Raw genomic sequence first — 19,666 nt, forward strand, 5'->3', positions numbered from 1 at the left:
ACTTCCCACTCCCTTTAGTCATTTTCCCTTAGTTTAACATACAGAGGCCGAGCGAAAGGGCGCTATCTTTGGATAGCGCCCTTTCGCATTTAATAATGTTTCGTGTTCCAATCAAACCCAATTCGGGGATCATTCCAAGCGATGCGCTTTTCATCGGGTTCGTCTTTTTCATACGCGTGCGTCGTCAAATAGATAATTGAGAGCGGCGTGTTGCCAAGCACTCGGTATCCGTGGGCAACAAAACGGGGAATAAGAAGCACAATGGGATTGGACTCGCCCATATAATACACATCGGTTTCTTTGTACGTCGGTGAAGACCGACGTGTATCATACAAAACCACTTGTGCGTTTCCAGCTGGAAAGAACCAAACATCATCTTGTTTTTCATGATAATGAAAGGCTTTAATAACGCTGGATAACTCATTGACAAAGACATCTGGCCAAATTGCGTGAGTATCGATTCGTCTTCACGGACAAGTTCAGCAAAATAGCCGCGATCATCATGATGTTTTACGAGCTGTTTTACTTTGACACCTTCGATCAAAGGAACCTCTCCTTTCACATTCATCACTCATCTTATTCAACTGGACCTTGATTCATGACCACGCCTAACCGGTTCACTAGGCACACCAAAAAACCATCAGCTCCACACGGCTGATGGTTATCACGTTTATTTCATAGCAATGTACCCCAGATCAACAAAAGCCCTACCTGCTCTTTTGCCTTTACGGCTCCAATGGCCGCCCCTTAAAGATCTGGATGAAATGGTTGAATGGTCGTTATCTTATGTTACGTCAACTTGCTTATTTAAGCTCAATATGAGCACAAGCCTCGCTTCCATTCTCTTCTCGTGAAATTCACATGGGAAGGGTAAAGTCGAGGGATCTGTGTGAGTAGCTAGCAACTACACAACGTCCAGCATACCATATTGAGGAGAAAAGTCAAGAGACTATAATGAGCGGACGAGTCCTCCATCGACGAGTAACGACTGCCCGGTCACATACGTATTCGCTCCTGATGCGAGGAACACAACTGTTTTAGCAAACTCTTCTGGTTCTCCGTAGCGACCCGCCGGAATCTTTTTCTCTGACTCTTTTTTAATGTCTTCAGGTTCTTTGTCTTGTTTGTTCGCCGCAATAGCGTCAAGCTCTGCCACCCGGTCGGTTGCAATACGTCCAGGTCCTACTGTATTGACAAGAATGTCTTCCCCAGCAAGTTCTGTAGCAAGGCTTTTCGTCAAGCCGAGCACCCCTGCGCGAAACGTATTGGAGAGAACCATTCCGTCAAGCGCCTGTTTAATTGACGACGATGTAATGTTAACGATCCGACCAAATTGTTGTTTTTTCATGTAAGGTAACACCGCTTGTGTCGTCCGTACATAACTAAGTAAATTCAATTCATACGCTTGCTGCCAATCTTCACCCGTCATATCTTCAAACAGACCTGCTCTTGGCCCCCCGCTATTGTTAATGAGGATGTCGACTCCGCCAAGTGTTTCAACGGTTTCATTCACAAGCGCTTGTAAATCCTTTTCCTTCGTAATGTCACTTGAGAAAAAATGAACGTTCTCGTTCCCCGTTTCTTGTTTGATCGTATTTGCTGTTTCTTCTAGAGCACTTTCGTCTCGGCTCGTAATAACGACGTGGCTGCCTTCGTGCGCAAAAGCCGTCGCAATCGCACGACCTAGTCCCTTACTCGCAGCGAGAACGAGCACTCGCTTATTGTCTAATGATAGATTCATGCCAACACATCCTTTTTTTAATCAGCTGCTTTCACAGGATTGGTGAGCGGTAAAAAGCCGTCAATCTCACACCCGACAATATCCCCTTCTTGGAGATGTACAGCACCAGGTGTACCCGTCGAGATAATATCCCCAGGGTGGAGTGTCATCACTTTAGAATGAAAGGATACGAGCATTTCTGGCGAGAATGTCATGTGAGCAATCGTATTTTTTCGATGTAGCTCGCCATTGTGCATCGTACGCACTTCGAGACTGTGAAGATCTTCTACCTCATCACGGGTCAAAAAGACCGGACCGAAGCTGAAAAACGTATCAAAGCTTTTGGACCGCGTAAGATACCTCGGATTCTTCTCTAAAATATCTTCTGCTGTCATGTCAATAATCGTCGTATAGCCTGCAATCACATCGAATGCCTCATGTTCCTCAACGTCCTTACACGTTTTCCCAATAATTATACCTAGCTCTGCTTCGCCGGTCGTGCGCTCAGATTGCGGGGGCAACTTTATCGTCTCTCCTGGACCGATAATTGTCGTTACAGGTTTCATAAAACTTGCCGGTTCTGTATTGGGAGCCACTTCGTTTAAGTCAGCGGCATGATCGACATAATTAAGGCCGATCCCCCATATTTTCTCAGGGTCTCGGTAAAGAGGTCCCCAAGTGACGTCACAAAGAGGCAAGACTCCACGTATTTCAGTGACGATGTGTTGCTTGTTCGCTAACCACCTGGCAAGCTCCGAGAGTTGGTCGCTTTCAATCAGCGGTTTCATCTTCACTTCAAAGTCTAACCGATAATGATCGTTAATGCACTCAATCGGCACGACCACATCGTCAAGTAAAATTCCTGCTTTTTCTTGATCATTTGCAATAACCGTCACTAGCTTCACGAAAACTCCCCATTTCTAATAGAGTGATGGCACGCGATTCGTTAAATTTGGCACTGCTTTTCGAAACTGTTGTACTTCTGAAAAGTCCAGGTCAGCAACGACCGTCTCCTCGTCAACGGGTGACGCACGGACAATTAAGTTCCCCCACGGAGAGTAGACTAATGAATTTCCAGAGTAATCCACGTCATTATGTGAGCCAACAGCATCACACGCAACAATATAGCATTGATTTTCGATTGCTCTCGCCTTTAACAACGTATCCCAATGGTCTCTTCTTGCCGCTGGCCACTCTCCAACGACAAAAATCACTTCCGCTCCTTGCAACGCTAGCGATCGAAACAACTCAGGAAAACGTAAATCATAACAAATCAATACGCCAGCTCGAGCAGACGATACAGGAAAGACCGTCGGTTTCTCTTGGCCACGTACGAGATAGTCAGGCTCATTTAACATCGGCACGAGATGAATTTTGTCATACCGATGAACGCACGTACCGGTATGATCATAAACAAGACTACGGTTCACGATGCCGTCCGCTGTTTTCACAGCCATGCTGCCGGCAACGATCATCACATTATGTGTCTTCGCTTGCTCGATTAGAAACGACTCCGTCACCCCTCCTTCTTGTTCGGCAATGTCTTCAAGTTGTTCGAGCGCATACCCGGTCGTCCACATCTCAGGTAAAACAACGACGTCAGGTGCATATTTGTTCACTTCTTCACGCATCCACTCTTCGACCCGTTGTCGATTTTCAAGAGGGCTACCTGCTACTACACGCATTTGATATTGTAAGACTTTCATTTGGATCGTCCTTTTTAAAAGAGATTTAATGCTTGAATTCTTGACATCGCTTCTTTAATCTTCGTTTCGTCGTTCACAAGCCCGATACGCACGTATCCACGCCCGTGTTCACCAAAGCCATTGCCAGGCGCAACGGCGACGTGAGCTTCGTGGAGAAGCTGTGTAGCAAATTCGGTTTCACTCAACCCATTTGGTACTTTAAACCATGCAAAAAATGAGCCTTTCGGTGCCTCTTGTGCCCACCCAATTCGCTTTGCTTCTTCAACGAGTACATTTCTTCTCTTCTCATACATTTGTTGAAGCTCTGTTACTCCTGCTTGCGATGATGTTAAAGCGGTCGTCGCCGCTCGTTGAACCGCCCCAAACAGGCTTACGTATTGGTGATCTTGAAGCACATTTAAATGCTTAATGACCGAGCGGTTCCCGACCGCAAAGCCGACGCGCCACCCTGCCATATTGTACGTCTTAGAAAGTGTATAGATCTCAATGCCGTTTTCTTTAGCCCCTTTTGTTTGCATAAAACTTGGATGTTTCACGCCATCGAAGCTAATGGCTCCGTATGCAAAATCATGGACTGTACAGATGTCATGATCGTTAGCAAATCGGACGGTTTCTTCAAAAAACGCAGAAGACGCCACCGCCCCTGTCGGGTTGTTTGGGTAGTTGAGAAATAGCAACTTTGCATCATCTCGCACCCGAGCCGGAATGTCTTCATACTGAGGAAGGAATCCGTGTTCATGGCGCAGTGGCATCATGTGCATGTTCGCTTCTTGCATCGCAACCCCTGACCAATAGTCAGGGTACCCAGGGTCGGGAACGAGGGCAACATCCCCGCGGTTCAATAAACATTGACTCACTTCAACGAGGCCGCCTTTGCCCCCAAAAAGAATGCACACTTCTTCATTTGGATCTAGGTCCACATCATATTGATTTTTGTAAAATTCGGCAACCGCTTCTTTAAAAAACGAGAAACCTTGAAACGGTGAATACCGATGAAATTGCGGGTCTGTTGCCGCTTCTTGTAAAGACTTGATAATGTGGTCTGGTGTCGGTTGGTCCGGGCTACCTTGGGCAAGGTTTATAATATCTGCCCCTTGTGACTTTAATGCCACAATGGATTTTTCCAATTTCGAAAAATACTGTTCGGGCAAACGACGAATCATCGTTGAAGCCGCGTATTGTTTCACCTTTTGTTCAGCACCTTCCGTTTTAGTTCTTTTCAGTCTAACATGTGTTCATAGATATGTATTTCTAATTTTCTTTTTCTTCGATATACTAAATAATAGAGAAAGGAGGGCAATATGATGAAAATTCTAGTCGTCGGCGCGGTGCCGTCGGGGGTTACTTCGGAGCAAGGCTTCATGAAGCGGGACAACAAGTCACATTCCTCGTTCGATCGAAGCGACGTGTTCAACTCCAAAAAAATGGACTCATCGTAAAAAGCAGAAATGGTGATTTGAACATCTTCGACCTCATCTTATCACAACAGCAGATGTCGGAGCTTTTGATGTGGTTCTTATGAGCACAAAATCGTATCACCTCCATGATGCAATCGAAGATGTATTGCCTTTTGTCCATTCAGAGACCATCGTCATTCCTTTGCTTAATGGCATTCAACATCTCGATGTGCTCGATTCTGCTTTTTCCAAAACACAAGTGTATGGAGGGGTTGCCTTTATTGAATCGACCTTATCCGAAGATGGGCACATCCTTCACCAAGGGGCGAATGCCTTGATGATGTATGGTCGAAGAACACATTCTGCTCCGCCCTCTGCCACTCAGGTTGAAAAAGCACTTTCTTCTGTTTCTGATATTAAGTCTCGAGAGAACATTGAAAGTGACATGTGGCAAAAATATATGCTCATCACGATTCTTTCCGGAGCAACGACCCTTTTTCATACCGATGTCGGCACAATTCGAACCTCTACAAGTGCAGGGTCATTTATCGATCGCTACATAAATGAAGTTGCTAGGTTGATTGAACAGATTGCACCAGAAATGGATGCAGAGCGTTTGCAACAAAAAGCGAAGCGACAATGGCAAAACCTTGACGCTTCTTTTAAAGCTTCGATGCAAAAAGATAAAGAAAAAGGACAAGCCGTCGAGTATGAGCATATTCAAGGGTACCTGTTGGAGAAAGCGAAAGCGTATCATTTGGACGCGCCTGCATTACAAGTCGTGTATGCCAATCTTGAACTTTACGAACAAATACGAAAGGGTGATTTTCAATGACACAAGCGATTCAACAATACCGACAAGATGTACGAACTGAAGAGACATGGGATTTAACGAATCTTTTTGCGTCAGACAAGTCGTGGGAGAAAGCTTATGAAGAACTCGAAATGATTCTTCCGCGGTTAAAGCCTTATCAAGGAACGCTACATGAAAGTGCCAAACAGCTGCTGGACTGCTTGAAAACGTACGAAAACATGATGCAAATGCTCATTCCCGTCGCCACTTACGCGATGCTTAAAGTGGCCGCAGATGGAAGTGATGCGAACAATCAAAGCCGGCAAGGGAAAGTAAGTCAACTTCAAGCAGCCTTTAGCCGAGCAAGTGCTTTTATCAATTCAGAAATCGTTAAAATAGATGATGAGACGTTGCACCAATTTTTTAAAGATAATGACGAGCTACACACGTATGAAGTACAAATTCAAAAAATCCGAAAAAATAAAGATTACATGCTCTCTGATGAGACTGAGGAAGTGCTTGCTGCTTTAAATGAATCACTACGTGCTCCGTTTTCAATCTACAAACAGGGCAAGGCAGCCGACCTTTCATTCGCTGACTTTCAAGATGACAAAGGAAATACTCACCCGCTTACTTTTGCTCTTTTTGAAGATAAATACGAGTTCTCAAAAGACGCGAGTATCCGAAGAAATGCCTACAAAACCTTTATTGATGGGCTGAGCAACTACCAGCATACGTTTGCAGGAACATACGCCGCAGAAGTGACGCGACAAGTGAACGTGTCTCGTTTGCGAGGATACCCTTCTGTCACTGACATGCTCCTTCATGAACAAGATGTGGAGCCGGCGATGTACCATCGACAAATTGATACGATTTACAACGAATTAAGTCCATACATGCAACGATATGCGACGTTAAAGAAAAATGTACTCGGGCTCGATGAGCTCACTTTCGCTGATCTAAAAGCACCGCTTGACCCAGACTATGATCCAGACATTAGCTTCGAAGAAGCGTTCTCCTTAATTAAAGATTCTCTAAAAGTCATGGGTGAAGACTACAACAAGATGATTGACCGAGCGTATGAAGAGCGATGGGTTGACCGAGCGGAGAATGTCGGAAAACAAAACGGAGCATTTTGCGCAAGCCCTTATGGTGCGCATCCTTATATTCTCATGACGTGGACAAACATGATGCGCGGCACGTTTATCCTCACCCATGAACTCGGGCACGCTGGCCACTTTTATACAGCGCATCAACATCAGAAGCTTGGTAGCGCCAGACCGTCAACGTACATGATCGAAGCGCCTTCGACGATGAATGAAATGCTGCTCGGTGACCACCTTTTAAAAACCGCGGATAGCAAAGAGATGAAACGGTGGGTGGTCCTCTCATTATTAGGTACGTATTATCATAACTTTGTGACCCACTTACTTGAAGCCCACTTCCAACGGGAAGTGTATCAAGCTGCAGAAGAAGGAACGATTTTAACAGCAGACAAATTGAATGAACTCAAACTTGCGACACTTCAAGGTTTTTGGGGGGACACGGTTACTTTTGATAAAGGCGCCGCACTTACATGGATGCGCCAGCCTCACTATTACATGGGCTTATATCCTTACACGTATTCGGCAGGTCTCACCGCATCCACCTATGCATCGAGAAGAATTATTGAAGAAGGAGCCCCAGCAGTCGAGCGTTGGTTAGACATGCTACGAGCTGGGGGATCGAAATCTCCGCTTGAGCTACTCAGTATTGCAGGGGTTGACCTTTCTACCGCAGAGCCGATTTCTGAAGCCGTTAATTATGTCGGTTCGCTCGTGCAGCAGTTAGAAGAAAGCTACGCATAACCATCGTTTCGATCAGAGCCGTTATTCTAGACGACGGCTCTTTTCTATGCCAAGAAGTTCATTCTTCACCTTCCCATGCTCGGACGACCATGGTCGTGTTTGACCAAAAAAGTCGCTCGCCTTTCTGCCCTAACGCATCGAGCCGAAGTGCGATTTGATTGAGCCATCTCCTGTTTTTTTCGGTCACTTTTCTTTTTCACGGTGTATATTTTCCGCCCTTTCTTTGCAATCGCTTTTTTTGCACTGCTTGGTCAACTGCTTTACAATCAGAAATAGAAAAGGGTGTGAAATAATGGCAAAAATCTATGTACTCCATGAAAATGATGAATGGACAGCTCCACTAAAAACCGCCCTTGAAACGCTTGGTGCAGAATTTGAATTGTGGCACTTGCATGAAGGGTCGGTCAACTTAATGGAAGCCCCGCCTGAAGGTGTATTTTACAACCGTATGAGCGCGTCTTCACATACACGGGGACACCGGTACGCTCCAGAATATACCGCTGCGGTCCTTCGTTGGTTAGAAAGCTACAATCGCACCGTTTTCAACGGTACAGAAGCGTTACAGCTAGAATTAAGTAAGGCGGCTCAATACACGAGCTTGGTTTCACATGGCATTCGTGTGCCAGAGACGATTGCAGCTAGCGGAAAACAAGCAATTCTCGATGCGAGTAAACAGATGGGGAGCACCTCTTTTATTACGAAGCATAACCGGGCAGGTAAAGGACTTGGCGTTCATCTTTTCCAAGACACAGCTGGGTTAGAACGCTACTTACAGACAGATTTTGAACCCTCCATTGATGGGATTACGCTTTTGCAAACATACATTAACAACCCCGACTCTTTGATTACACGGTGCGAATTCGTAAACGGGAAGTTTCTGTATGCAGTGAATGTGGACACGTCTGATGGCTTTGAACTTTGCCCAGCAGATGTGTGCCAGATCGATGATGCTTTTTGCCCGACAACCGATCAGCCTCGGGATAAATTCTCAATCATCCCGAACTTCCAACACGAAATCATTGAAAAATATGAGCAATTTTTGCAAACACATCGCATATCTTTTGCAGGGATTGAATTTATTCGTGATGAGTTCGGCACACTGTACACATACGACGTCAACACGAACACAAACTATAACAAAGACGCTGAAGAAAAAGTCGGCATCTACGGATGAAGCATGTCGCTGACCAACTCGTAGCGGCTTTAGCGTCAGAATTGCATCAAAACGCATGAACGCCAAAAGAGCGTTCCCTAAATTCATGAAAAGCAGGTGATTGTTCATGGCAACTTCGTACACGTCGAGAGAAGACGTACCTGAACAAGAAAAATGGGACCTAACCGATTTATATGAAAACGAAGAGGCTTGGCAAAAAGATGTGGATACGTGCAAACAGCTTGCAGATGAATTGGCTCAATTCGAAGATCACATTACAGATGCCTCTTCCCTTCTCGCTTATCTAAAAAAACAAGAGCAACTTTCCCTCATTGCCCGCAAAGTTTTTGCGTATAGCATGTTTTTGTCTGACATTGATACTCGTGACACAAATGCGCAAAGGTTAAGTGGCAAAGCTGCGCAGCTCAGCGTAAAAATGAGTGAAGCAACCGCCTTTTTTATGCCATTTCTGCTCAGCTTGTCCAAAGATACGTTAACGTCTTACATTAACGAAGAAAAAGAGTTGCAGTACTTTGAAGATGAGTTGTGGAAATCATTTCGCTATAAACCACACGTTCTTTCAAAAGAACAAGAAGAGCTGCTTTCTCAACTGAGCGAGACGATTGGAGCTCCGAGCAATACGTACAATATGTATAATAACGCCGACATCCAGTTCGGCATGGTTCACAATGAAGAAGGCGAAGAAGTTCAGCTTACAAGAGGCATGTACTCAAAAATGCTTGAAGACGAAGACCGAGACGTTCGAAAAGCAGCGTACAAAGCATACTACAAGCCGTATTTGGAGATGAACAATACAATTGCGACGAACTATGCATCCGAAGTGAAAACAAATGCCAGTCTCGCAAAGATCCGCAATTACAACTCAGCCTTGGATGAAGCGTTGTTTAGCGACAACATTCCGAGTGAAGTATATGAGAACCTTCTTCAAGCCGCCAAAGACAATAGCCAACCACTACACGATTATGCGAAGCTTCGTAAAGAACGTCTAGCGGTTGAAGAACTTCGTCAGTATGACTTAAGTGCACCGATTGTCGCTGGTATTAAAGAAGACATCCCTTATGACGAGGCGTACGAGACGATGATCAAGCGCTTATGCCCCTTGGCGATGATTATATCGAGCAGCTACGTGCATTTAAAGACAAGCGCTACATCGATGTTCGAGAGACGAAAGGAAAGAAATCTGGGGCGTATAACATGGGCGTTTACGGTGTTCACCCGTTCGTTCTCTTAAATCACAACGATGACTTAAACAGCTTGTTTACACTCGTACATGAGATGGGCCATGCGCTCCATAGCCACTATTCAAGCAAAATGCAGCCGCAAATCTCAGCGTCGTACAAAATCTTCGTCGCCGAAGTTGCCTCTACAGTGAATGAAGTGTTGCTCATCCAGCACCTACTAAAAGAAACGACCGATCAAAAAAAACGCGCCTACTTGCTCAACCATTTTATTGAGCAATTTCGAGGAACGTTCTTTACACAAGTGATGTTTGCCGATTTCGAAAAACAAACCCACGAACGAGCTGAAGCCGAAGAACCGCTCGATGCGGCTTCCCTTAATGAACTGTATGAAGGTTTATTCCGGACATACTTCGGTGATGAGATCGTGTTTGATGATGAAGTAAAATACGGATGGTCACGCATCCCCCATTTTTACCGCGCGTTTTACGTTTACCAGTACGCAACGGGCTTTGTTTCAGCCATTGACATTGCGATGAGAATTCTTGATGGCGACGAAGAAACATTGAAAAATTACCATACGTTCTTGCAAAGTGGAAGTGTGAAAGATCCTCTTGACTTGCTCCTTGATACTGGAGTGACTTAACGTCTGATGAGCCAATTAAAAACGCCATGAAAATGTTTAAAGACACTGTCGATGAACTTCGGAAATTAGACGTGTAGAATAGAAAAAAATAAAAAGAGAGGCACAGGCGAACTCCCGTGCCTCTCTTTTTATTTCATAATTAATCTGCCACACCGAGGGCAATTTTTGCGTAACGTGACATCTTGTCCTTCGTCCAAGGCGGATTCCAAACGATGCTCACTTCCACTTCGCCAATTTCCTTGTTTTCACTTAAATCAGCGAGGGCATTTCTCACTTCTGATTGAATCATCCCTGCAAGTGGACAACCCATCGATGTGAGTGTCATAATAACGGTCGTATTCATGTTCTCATCAAGATCAATGTCATAGACGAGACCGAGATTAACAATATCAACACCAAGCTCTGGGTCAATTACATTTTCCAGTTCGGCAAGAACTCGTTCTCTCGTTTCTTCTAATAGCTTTTCATCAGCCATGATTTCACCTCAACAATCATTGTTCGAGAAGGATTTCAACTCCTTCACTTTCCTCCATCATACTGGAACTTTGGCTTGATCTCAATCGCTTTGCTTAAAGGAGTTGTATTATGCAGTTACAAACCGCTTTTTTTGAGCGAGATACGCTAATTGTAGCCCGTGAATTAATCGGTAAACATTTCGTTCATCACACAGAAGAAGGCGAGGTACTCAAAGGCCGCATTGTAGAAACTGAAGCTTATATCGGCCTGATGACCGAGCAAGCCACACATTTGGCGGCAAGATCACGAACAAAAACAAAACGATGTTTGGAAATGCCGGCGTTCTATACGTGTACATTAATTACGGCATTCACCATTGCGTAAATGTCGTGACGAAAGGAGCGGGTTACCCAGAAGGCGTTCTTATACGAGCTGTAGAGCCTTTAGAGGGGCTCCAGCACATGAGTCACAGACGCTTTCAGAAACCACTCCACGAATTAAAGGAACGAGAAATGTTCCAGTTAACGAACGGACCCGGTAAACTCGGACAAGCCTTCCACATTCAAAAACATAAACATAACGCCCACTCTTTAAACAGTGAGACGTTATACCTTGAGGAAGGGTCGGGTTGTGGTGACATCGTTACCTCGCCACGAATCGGCATTCCAAATAGTCAAGAAGCGAAAATGTATCCGTGGCGTTTCTTTGAAAAAGACAACCCGTACGTATCCAAATCTCCTAAACGTTAAACCGTTTAACAAATGTTTCTAAACGATCGGCCGCTTCTTTTAGATTGTCCATACTGTAGGCGTACGAAATGCGAATGAACCCTTCGCCATACGTTGAAAAAGCGGTCCCAGGAACTGCAGCCAACTGTGCTTCATTTAACAAGCGATCGGCAAATTCAAAAGAACTAAGCCCTGTTTTTTCAATGGAAACAAACAAGTAAAACGCGCCGCTTGGACTTGCAAACGGCAAGTTCATGGCATCTAACCTTTCCATTATATAATCTCGTCGCTTTTGATACGCTTCGCGCATCACTTGAGGGTCGTCTTGTCCATGTTCTAACGCCTGAAGCGCTGCATATTGAGAAACGGAAGACGCACAAGACACGTTATACTGATGAACTTTTAACATCTGTTTCATTAATGATGCGGGTCCGAATAGAAAGCCAATACGCCATCCTGTCATGCTGTGAGATTTTGATACACCATTGACGACAAACGTTCGCTCTTTCATCTTCGGCAATGATGCGATGGACACATGAGTTCCCTCATAAACAAGCTCGCTGTATATTTCATCACTAATAATAAATATTTGTTGATTTACGAGCACATCGGCAATCGCTTGAAGTTCTTGCTCGTTCAACGTGACACCCGTCGGGTTGGATGGGTAAGATAAGATCACAGCTTTTGTTTTCGATGTGATCTTTTCTTGTAATGCCTCAGCCGTTAATTTAAATTGTGTTTCCCTCGTATCAACCCACACCGGTTCAGCCCCTCTCATACGAATCAATGACTCGTACGCCGGATAGGCCGGCGCTGGGACAATCACTTCATCACCTTCATTAATCAACGTGCGCATCACAAGATCCAACGCTTCGCTAGCCCCTACCGTCGTGATGACTTCCGTTTGTGGGTCGTAATCGAGGTTGTAATTCGAATTTAAGAAGCGAGACGCAGCTTTTCTTAAAGGGAGAATCCCTGCGTTTGGGGTGTACGTCGTGTTGCCTTCATTAATCGCTTGAATCGCCGCCTCTTTCACGTGATCGGGCGTTGGAAAATCCGGTTGCCCGAGTGTGAGTTGTACCGCATTCGGCACTTCACTCACCCGATTAAAAAATTGACGTATTCCAGAGACTTCAATCGATTGAACATTGTCATTTACAAGTTTTTCCCATTCACTCATTCGCCTTCATCCTTTGCTATAGCCGTTTTTCTATTTTTACATACTTTTCTTTTCTAGAGAAGTGATAGAAATGTAGAAGGTTTTTCTGTACAATAGTGACACGAGGTGATCAATCATGGCAAGACCTGATGAACGAGTATTGTTTCATGTAGACGGATACCAGTTCAAAAAAGCGAAACAAGACGGACATGTGTTTATTACGACTCCCGAAGGGGTGAATGTTACAGTGCACGTGAATGTCCTTAAGTCCTTTTTGTCGTCTGTAGAGTCAGACGCGGACTTATCACAACAATTCGGATTACGTTAATTCGGATTGTTTTTATTTCAATGATCAAGTAATTTCATGTTAGTGAAAGGAAAGATTTGGGTAACATACTATATACCGTCTAACATTTAAATACACAATGTTAGAAATTTGGAAGGAGGAAGGTAAAGGTGTAGGGAATTAAACCTTTACTGTGAATATGTCTAAACATTATACATATGAAACAAAACGCCCGGATATAGTATTTGCCATATCCGCGATTTTAGTAGCGGCGTTCGTGCTTTGGGGGGCTCTTGGCACAGAGTCAATGGATGCGGCTGCCAACACCGCTATGGACTTTATGCTAGAGAACTTCGGTTGGTATTATATGATAATTACTGCATTCTTTGTTGCTCTTTCCCTTTTCCTTGTTGTGAGTCCGTTTGGTAAGATTCGACTCGGAAGTTCAGATGACCGACCCGAATATAATTACCCGACATGGATAGGAATGATCTTCGCAGCAGGTATTGGTGTTGGTTTTGTGTTTTGGGGGGTTGCTGAACCTGTCCTCTATTTCGACGATCCACCTGACAATGTTGTGCCAGGTACTGCTGAAGCTGCGACTGTCGGTCTAAGGTACGGTGTATTCCATTGGTCACTACACGTTTGGGCCATCTTCGGACTCGTTGGACTCGTTCTCGCTTATGTACAGTTTCGAAAAAATCAACCTGCCTTAATTAGTTCGGCATTCACCTCATTAATGGGTGACAAAATTGCTGGCTGGCCAGCAAAAAGTATCAACATCTTTGCTGTTCTTGCAACGGCCATGGGTGTGGCGACAACATTTGGTTTAAGCGCTCTGCAAATGTCCGGTGGTTTATCGTATATTAGTAATATTGAGAATAACTTTCTCACTCAGTTTACGATTATCGGGATTGTGACGGTACTCTTTATGGTTTCTGCGGCTTCCGGTGTGAATCGCGGGATCAAATATTTGAGTAATGTCAACCTTGTTCTCGCCGCAGTGTTATTACTCTTTGTCATTATTGCGGGGCCGACCATCTTTATTGCCAACAACTTTGTTGAAGTGCTAGGCGGTTATATTGCAAACATCATTCCAATGAGTTTGCAAATGACACCATACTCAGATTCCGATTGGCTCGGAAACAATACGATTTTCTTCTGGGCTTGGCACATGTCTTGGGCGCCATTTATTGGTTTGTTTATTGCAAGAATTTCACGTGGACGTACCGTACGTGAATTTATGATGGGTGTTCTTTTACTCCCTTCTCTCGTCGGTGTAATTTGGTTTACAGCGTTTGGTAGCACTGGACTTTTCCAAGAAATCGAGCAAAACACAGGCATCGCAAGTGTTGTCGCAGACAATCCAGAAAATGCACTCTTTGACATGCTGAGCGGTTTGCCAATTGCTTTTATTACGAGTGTTCTCGCCTTTATTTTAATTGGTATTTTCTTCATTACCTCCGCCGACTCTGCTTCATACGTACTTGGAGTTATGACATCACAAGGCGGCTTAAAACCAATGCTTTCAATCAAATTTATCTGGGGCGTACTCATTGCTGGTACGGCTAGTGTACTCTTGTTAACCGGCGGTTTGGAAGGCCTACAAACGGCAGCCATTGCGTCAGCGCTTCCGTTTAGTTTCATTATGATCGCCATGATTATCTGCATGCTGATCATGATGGGTCGAGATTTGAAAGAGATTCGAAGAAACGAACAGATCGCTCGTACTGAACAACTAAAAGAAGACATTAAAGAAGAATTCTACGACGACTGGAAACAGGAAGTTACGAAGAAATTAAAGAAGAAATCAAAGAAGATATGGAAGAAACAAAACGAGAAGAACCGAACAAAGACCCACAAGATAGTGAGAAAAAGAACGATTAAACAAACGGGATGGCCCAATCATTTGATGGAGCCATCCCGTTTTTATATGAGACAGTGGCATTACAGTTTCGCTTTGGAACCGACATTGTCGATTGTTGCTCGTCACTACAAGGTTCGCGGGCAATACGAAGAACGTTTATCGAAAGGTAACTAGACTTGACCGATGGTGATTACTTCGCACAAGGAATATCATGACCTGTCACTTATATGACAATCCAATCCTCAAACCGGGCACTTTCGCCCCTCAACGGTCACATATATCGCGATTTGTGACCGTTGACTCCGTTTATGTGCGGATTCACGTTTAAAATAATGATTTTTCTTTCTAAAGTGTCACATAAATGAATATATGGGGCGTTTGGACTTCTTTCCACACACCGTAGACAGTAGGCAGAAACGTAAACCGCATCGCCTTATGCTCTGGCGTGCATAAGGGCGATTCTTGACCACCGATGTTGCACTTGTGCTCTGGAGTGCAATCAACCACTTGTACTTGAAAGTAAAGGCCGATATCTTATGTTCATACCATTTAGAAGTGAAGCAGCCATTAGAAAGCTCCAAACTTCAACACGTGCATATTACTCAATGCTCGTTGCGCTAGAAAAACGATCGAGCCAGCGAAAATCTCCATTTAACGATTGTACACTTACCTGTTCGTTGACAATTGTAATAAATTTTCCATCTCCAATATAGATGCCAACGATTGTTGGGTCATCAAAAAATATGAGGTTTCCGACTTGTAACTCCTCAATGTGAACGTCATCACCGAAATCTCTTAGCTCATCCCAGCTTGTTGGCAATTGAACGTCTTCCCCTTGCTCATAAATATGAACAATAAATGAAAGAGAAGTATCATTGAACGATTGACCAATGAGTCCCTCTGCTACTCGGGCCGCTCCATTTTCTTCGGTTTGGTGTGTATAGGTATTTGCACCAATAAACCGAGGTGGCCAGTAGTCACTCGTTGTAAGATCAATGACAGTTACTCCATTGGCGACGGTCGCCGCAATCATTTGATTGTTCCCAATATAGATGGCGGGGATAATGCTTGAGCCTTGGAAAAATAACACGTCGCCAGGTTGTGCATCTGCGTCACCTATTGGTGTCCCCTGCTCCATTTGTAATCTCCCAAAACGGGGCATATTGTAGTCCCACGCTTTTTTAAAGACATACTGCACAAGTCCTCCTGTATCAAACCCTTCGTTTGAATTGTTACCACCTGACTGATAGTCTGAACCTAATAATTGAAAGGCTTCATAAACGACATCATTTTCAAATGAAATGGTTAGATCATCAAATCGCTTCGCCCCAGTGAAATGATCTCGCCAATATTGTGTCATATGAGAGATCGTTGTCTGCCCTTCTTCTCCGGTAGCATGAACGATGTAATCATCACCCAAATAGACCGCTGTATGAGAAATATCAGACTGCCACGTACCGGAGAAATAAAGAACATCACCAGGCTGAAGCTCATCGTCCAAGTCGATCGCTTCTATATCGGCTCCTTCAGGAATCATCGTCTCTCCTACTTCCCACTGCTTATAGCTAATGCGTGGCAAATAGATGTCCATCGCATCGCGAAAAAGCATTTGCACTAAAAACGAACAATCAAACGCATCCAATGTACTGCCCGTCATTAAATATGGTGTTCCTAAATACTTCATCGACTCTCGCACTACCGGATGGTCGGCGTTTTCGTACGTGGACGGATGAGCTTTCTCAAGTAGTTCACCGGTATAACGGACCGCACCAACATAACGCTCTTCATAATAGCGATTATATTCCATGTGTCGCTCCTCAACACCCGACGATGTCGCTATAATAAATTGGTCATTTTCAGCATAGATGCCAACGATGAGTTCTTGCTCATCATTTTCGAAGAATACAAGATCTCCAGGTTCGAGCTCGTCTCGCTCAACCGAGTCACCGGTTTCAAACAATGAAGCTGTCCGCATCGACAACCAACTACCTGTAATCTCTTCAAATACATAAAACACGAATGATCCAGAGTGAAACCCTTCATCCGGGTTTGTGCCAGAACGATTGTACGGACTCCCAATCAGCTCTCTCGCCAGTTCAACAATTTCATCGTCTGTAGAAACTGGTGGTTCAGTGCTTTCAAAATGCCTTGCGCCAATATAGCGCTCACCCCAATAACTGCTCGTCTCCATATTCCGCTCAGAAATGCCTTCACTCGTCACAATGACAAATCTTCCGTGACCAATATAAATTCCTGACATTAAGTACGAACCTTGGAAAAAGACGGCATCACCAGGCTCTGGTTCCGATACAGCATCACCTTCAATCCATTGTTGGACAGCGGACCGCGGCAATGAAATTTGTTTTGATTCAGCGTACACATGTTGAACAAATTCCGATGTGATCCAATTCTGAACATTCTCCCCTAACAAAACAATCGCTAGTGTCGCTGCTTCATCAGTTACATCATGATCAAACCGAACGGCTCCAGTGTATGCATTTTCCCAATATGCACTCGAATGTAAGTTTCGTAGAGAGATTCCCTCGCTCGTCACAATGACAAAGTTCCCCTCACCCAAATAGATACCAGACATCAAGCCTGTTCCCTGGAAAAAAACAACGTCACCAGCTTTTAACGCCTGTTTCTCAACAGGATCGCCGACTTGTTGTTGCTCATTGGCATACCTTGGTATGCTCTTTGACTTCGCTTCTTGGAAAACATACTGAACAAACTCTGATGTTAACCAGTCGCCTGAACTTTCCCCGATCATCTGCTCGGCCAATGCTGCTGCAGGATCGGTTGGTTCTTCTGCTGTTGCTACTCCAGAGAAACTAGCCATCATCACTACAAGAATTATCCCTATTAATCGAATGATCAGCTTTCCCACCACCTTATTTGATATATGAATTGCAAACTCTCATTATAGGTGATGATCGCTAAACATGACGATGGGCATAAGTTACTTTATATACACTTCACTTGTGGATGCACTTTCAATAAAGAAGCTACGAGAATCCACTCTCGTAGCTTTTTTGTCTAGTATGGATCTGAAGATTGACCCATTTCACGTGATTTTTCTACAGCTTCATCATGTTTTGCTTTCGTGCTTGCGATTTGCTTCTCGATACCTTCTTTTAGTCGTTTGCCGTATTCTTGATCGGCTTCTGTACAGTTTTTAATCATCGTTTCTTGAATGCGAGTATCCGCATCTGCGAGCGCTCCAGATAAGTTTGTAATGAGCTCATCACGCTCCCAATCATTGAACCTCCGCCACGTCTCACCTGCTTGTCCAAAGTTATTCGGGCGATTAATTGCTTCACGAACGAGCTTTCCGTGAATTTCGGGTTCATGAAACTTGCGACCTTCTCGATCTGCTTCTTGTAAGCTTCCAATTAAGGAAGGTTCATAATTGATATGTGGGTTATGACTCTTCGGACTATCGACGTGATAAGCCATTTGGCCATCTCGTTGATTTGTGGCGACTCGTTTTTTCGGCGCATTGATTGGCAACTGCAAGTAGTTGGCGCCAACACGATAGCGCTGAGTGTCGGAATAACTAAACGTCCGACCTTGCAACATCTTATCGTCAGAGAAATCCAAGCCATCGACAAGTACACCGGTTCCAAATGCTGCTTGTTCTACTTCTGCAAAATAATTTTGTGGGTTTTTATTGAGCGTCATTTTCCCAACTTTATACCATGGGAACTCGTCTTTGTACCATAGCTTCGTGTCATCTAATGGGTCAAAGTCAAGTTCTTTATGTTCACCGTCTTCCATAATTTGTACGTAAAGTTCCCATTCTGGATACTCCCCATCTTCAATGGCCTTGTACAAATCTTCAGTTGCATGATTAAAGTTCTGACTTTGAATATCATCCGCTTCTGTTTGGGTCAAGTTTTTGATGCCTTGCAACGGCTCCCAGTGATACTTCACAAGAACAGCTTTGCCTTCTGCATTAACCCACTTGTACGTATTCACACCAGACCCTTGCATTTGCCGGTAATTCGCAGGAATTCCCCACGGACTAAACAAAAACGTAATCATATGTGTAGATTCCGGACTGGAAGCAACAAAATCAAAAAACCGCTCCATATCTTGAACATTTGTGACTGGATCTGGTTTAAATGCATGCACCATATCAGGGAATTTTAACGCATCTCGAATAAAAAAGATCTTCAAATTATTTCCGACTAAATCCCAGTTCCCGTCTTCTGTATAAAACTTGACGGCAAAACCCCTAGGATCTCGCAACGTTTCTGGGGAATGTGTACCGTGAATAACGGTTGAAAATCGTACGAATACTGGCGTTTTCACTTTTGTGTTCGTGAACACTTTCGCTCTCGTATACTTGGAAATATCGTCATCTCCAACTTTTCCATACGATTCAAAATATCCGTGCGCACCCGCACCACGCCCATGAACGACACGCTCTGCCACCCGCTCTCGATCAAAATGACTCATTTTCTCTAAAAAGTCGTAGTTTTCAAGAGTAGAAGGCCCTCGGTTTCCGACCGTACGAATGTTCTGGTTGTCTTTGACCGGCTGACCTTGTCGATTTGTTAGTGTGTCATCATTCTCATTTTCTGCTTTTCGTTCATCATTTGCGTCCCCTGCGCCATCTGCGTTCGTTCCAAATGCACGCCATTTCTTTTCATCATCCATGTTGCTTCGCTCCTTCGCCTAGATGTTCCGAATTCAGTTCTATCGTT

The 19,666-nt window shown here is 44.3% G+C and carries 14 protein-coding genes and 3 pseudogenes; 8 read left to right on the forward strand and 9 right to left on the reverse strand.

The window, feature by feature from the left end; translation table 11 throughout:
- Window positions 1-89: 89 nt before the first annotated feature.
- The 5 genes and pseudogenes from JCM19037_RS00445 to JCM19037_RS00465 all read right to left on the reverse strand — a co-directional run bounded on the left by JCM19037_RS00445 (window position 90) and on the right by JCM19037_RS00465 (window position 4,613).
- Window positions 90-544: pseudogene (locus tag JCM19037_RS00445) on the reverse strand (dTDP-4-dehydrorhamnose 3,5-epimerase family protein).
- Window positions 545-949: 405 nt separating this feature from the next.
- On the reverse strand, window positions 950-1,741 hold the full coding sequence (locus JCM19037_RS00450) for an SDR family oxidoreductase (protein ID WP_042396678.1): 792 nt from the start codon (window positions 1,739-1,741) through the stop codon (window positions 950-952).
- A 17-nt stretch (window positions 1,742-1,758) separates the two neighbouring features.
- Window positions 1,759-2,625, reverse strand: coding sequence for a fumarylacetoacetate hydrolase family protein (locus JCM19037_RS00455; protein WP_042396680.1), 867 nt, complete (start codon window positions 2,623-2,625; stop codon window positions 1,759-1,761).
- Window positions 2,626-2,640: 15 nt separating this feature from the next.
- On the reverse strand, window positions 2,641-3,426 hold the full coding sequence (locus tag JCM19037_RS00460) for a carbon-nitrogen family hydrolase (RefSeq protein WP_042396682.1): 786 nt from the start codon (window positions 3,424-3,426) through the stop codon (window positions 2,641-2,643).
- Between the two features lie 14 nt (window positions 3,427-3,440).
- Window positions 3,441-4,613 carry a pyridoxal phosphate-dependent aminotransferase gene (locus JCM19037_RS00465; RefSeq protein WP_042396686.1) on the reverse strand — a complete coding sequence of 391 codons (1,173 nt, stop codon included), beginning with the start codon at window positions 4,611-4,613 and terminating at the stop codon, window positions 3,441-3,443.
- Window positions 4,614-4,708: 95 nt separating this feature from the next.
- Between JCM19037_RS00465 and JCM19037_RS29765 the strand changes: the two genes are divergently transcribed.
- The 5 genes and pseudogenes from JCM19037_RS29765 to pepF (JCM19037_RS00485) all read left to right on the forward strand — a co-directional run bounded on the left by JCM19037_RS29765 (window position 4,709) and on the right by pepF (JCM19037_RS00485) (window position 10,538).
- Window positions 4,709-4,948, forward strand: coding sequence for a 2-dehydropantoate 2-reductase N-terminal domain-containing protein (locus tag JCM19037_RS29765; RefSeq protein WP_373900136.1), 240 nt, complete (start codon window positions 4,709-4,711; stop codon window positions 4,946-4,948).
- Window positions 4,906-5,658: a 2-dehydropantoate 2-reductase gene (locus JCM19037_RS00470; protein ID WP_255357822.1), complete on the forward strand. Its 753-nt coding sequence runs from the start codon at window positions 4,906-4,908 to the stop codon at window positions 5,656-5,658. The genes JCM19037_RS29765 and JCM19037_RS00470 overlap by 43 nt, the downstream gene beginning before the upstream one ends.
- Window positions 5,655-7,463 carry an oligoendopeptidase F gene (gene pepF / locus JCM19037_RS00475; protein WP_042396689.1) on the forward strand — a complete coding sequence of 603 codons (1,809 nt, stop codon included), beginning with the start codon at window positions 5,655-5,657 and terminating at the stop codon, window positions 7,461-7,463. Before JCM19037_RS00470 ends, pepF (JCM19037_RS00475) begins: the two co-directional genes overlap by 4 nt.
- Window positions 7,464-7,755: 292 nt before the next feature.
- A complete protein-coding gene (locus JCM19037_RS00480; RefSeq protein ID WP_042396691.1) occupies window positions 7,756-8,637 on the forward strand; it encodes a RimK family alpha-L-glutamate ligase in 882 nt (293 codons plus the stop codon).
- A gap of 106 nt (window positions 8,638-8,743) precedes the next feature.
- Window positions 8,744-10,538, forward strand: a pseudogene (pepF, locus tag JCM19037_RS00485) (oligoendopeptidase F).
- Between the two features lie 62 nt (window positions 10,539-10,600).
- On the opposite strand, the gene JCM19037_RS00490 reads toward pepF (JCM19037_RS00485), so the two are convergent.
- Window positions 10,601-10,936: a metal-sulfur cluster assembly factor gene (locus JCM19037_RS00490; RefSeq protein ID WP_042396696.1), complete on the reverse strand. Its 336-nt coding sequence runs from the start codon at window positions 10,934-10,936 to the stop codon at window positions 10,601-10,603.
- A 110-nt stretch (window positions 10,937-11,046) separates the two neighbouring features.
- Here JCM19037_RS00490 and JCM19037_RS23845 point away from each other — a divergent pair.
- Window positions 11,047-11,666, forward strand: a pseudogene (locus JCM19037_RS23845) (DNA-3-methyladenine glycosylase).
- Here JCM19037_RS23845 and JCM19037_RS00500 read toward each other — a convergent pair.
- Complete coding sequence (locus tag JCM19037_RS00500; protein WP_042396698.1) at window positions 11,656-12,825, reverse strand: aminotransferase A; 1,170 nt, start codon at window positions 12,823-12,825, stop codon at window positions 11,656-11,658. The pseudogene JCM19037_RS23845 and the gene JCM19037_RS00500 overlap by 11 nt on opposite strands.
- A gap of 115 nt (window positions 12,826-12,940) precedes the next feature.
- Between JCM19037_RS00500 and JCM19037_RS00505 the strand changes: the two genes are divergently transcribed.
- Together JCM19037_RS00505 and JCM19037_RS00510 are read left to right on the forward strand one after the other, a co-directional pair.
- A complete protein-coding gene (locus tag JCM19037_RS00505) occupies window positions 12,941-13,132 on the forward strand; it encodes a hypothetical protein (protein ID WP_042396703.1) in 192 nt (63 codons plus the stop codon).
- A 235-nt stretch (window positions 13,133-13,367) separates the two neighbouring features.
- Window positions 13,368-15,131, forward strand: coding sequence for a BCCT family transporter (locus JCM19037_RS00510; RefSeq protein WP_238544465.1), 1,764 nt, complete (start codon window positions 13,368-13,370; stop codon window positions 15,129-15,131).
- 424 nt (window positions 15,132-15,555) lie between these two features.
- On the opposite strand, the gene JCM19037_RS00515 is transcribed toward JCM19037_RS00510, so the two are convergent.
- Together JCM19037_RS00515 and JCM19037_RS00520 are read right to left on the reverse strand one after the other, a co-directional pair.
- Window positions 15,556-17,799: an NlpC/P60 family protein gene (locus JCM19037_RS00515; protein ID WP_238544474.1), complete on the reverse strand. Its 2,244-nt coding sequence runs from the start codon at window positions 17,797-17,799 to the stop codon at window positions 15,556-15,558.
- Between the two features lie 194 nt (window positions 17,800-17,993).
- The gene (locus tag JCM19037_RS00520) at window positions 17,994-19,619 is read right to left on the reverse strand and encodes a catalase (protein WP_042396706.1); all 1,626 of its coding nucleotides are present in this window, start codon (window positions 19,617-19,619) and stop codon (window positions 17,994-17,996) included.
- Window positions 19,620-19,666 lie beyond the last annotated feature (47 nt).

The sequence above is a fragment of the Geomicrobium sp. JCM 19037 genome, from assembly GCF_000698105.1.
Lineage (GTDB): Bacteria > Bacillota > Bacilli > Bacillales > Marinococcaceae > Geomicrobium_A.

Bases quoted from the DNA above. Each gene is read 5' to 3' on its own strand.
- JCM19037_RS00450 (WP_042396678.1), bottom strand. From the start codon at position 1,741: ATGAATCTATCATTAGACAATAAGCGAGTGCTCGTTCTCGCTGCGAGT.
- pepF (WP_042396689.1), top strand. From the start codon at position 5,655: ATGACACAAGCGATTCAACAATACCGACAAGATGTACGAACTGAAGAG.
- JCM19037_RS00500 (WP_042396698.1), bottom strand. From the start codon at position 12,825: ATGAGTGAATGGGAAAAACTTGTAAATGACAATGTTCAATCGATTGAA.
- JCM19037_RS00520 (WP_042396706.1), bottom strand. From the start codon at position 19,619: ATGGATGATGAAAAGAAATGGCGTGCATTTGGAACGAACGCAGATGGC.
- JCM19037_RS00515 (WP_238544474.1), bottom strand. From the start codon at position 17,799: ATGATGGCTAGTTTCTCTGGAGTAGCAACAGCAGAAGAACCAACCGAT.
- JCM19037_RS00505 (WP_042396703.1), top strand. From the start codon at position 12,941: ATGGCAAGACCTGATGAACGAGTATTGTTTCATGTAGACGGATACCAG.
- JCM19037_RS00480 (WP_042396691.1), top strand. From the start codon at position 7,756: ATGGCAAAAATCTATGTACTCCATGAAAATGATGAATGGACAGCTCCA.
- JCM19037_RS00490 (WP_042396696.1), bottom strand. From the start codon at position 10,936: ATGGCTGATGAAAAGCTATTAGAAGAAACGAGAGAACGAGTTCTTGCC.
- JCM19037_RS00460 (WP_042396682.1), bottom strand. From the start codon at position 3,426: ATGAAAGTCTTACAATATCAAATGCGTGTAGTAGCAGGTAGCCCTCTT.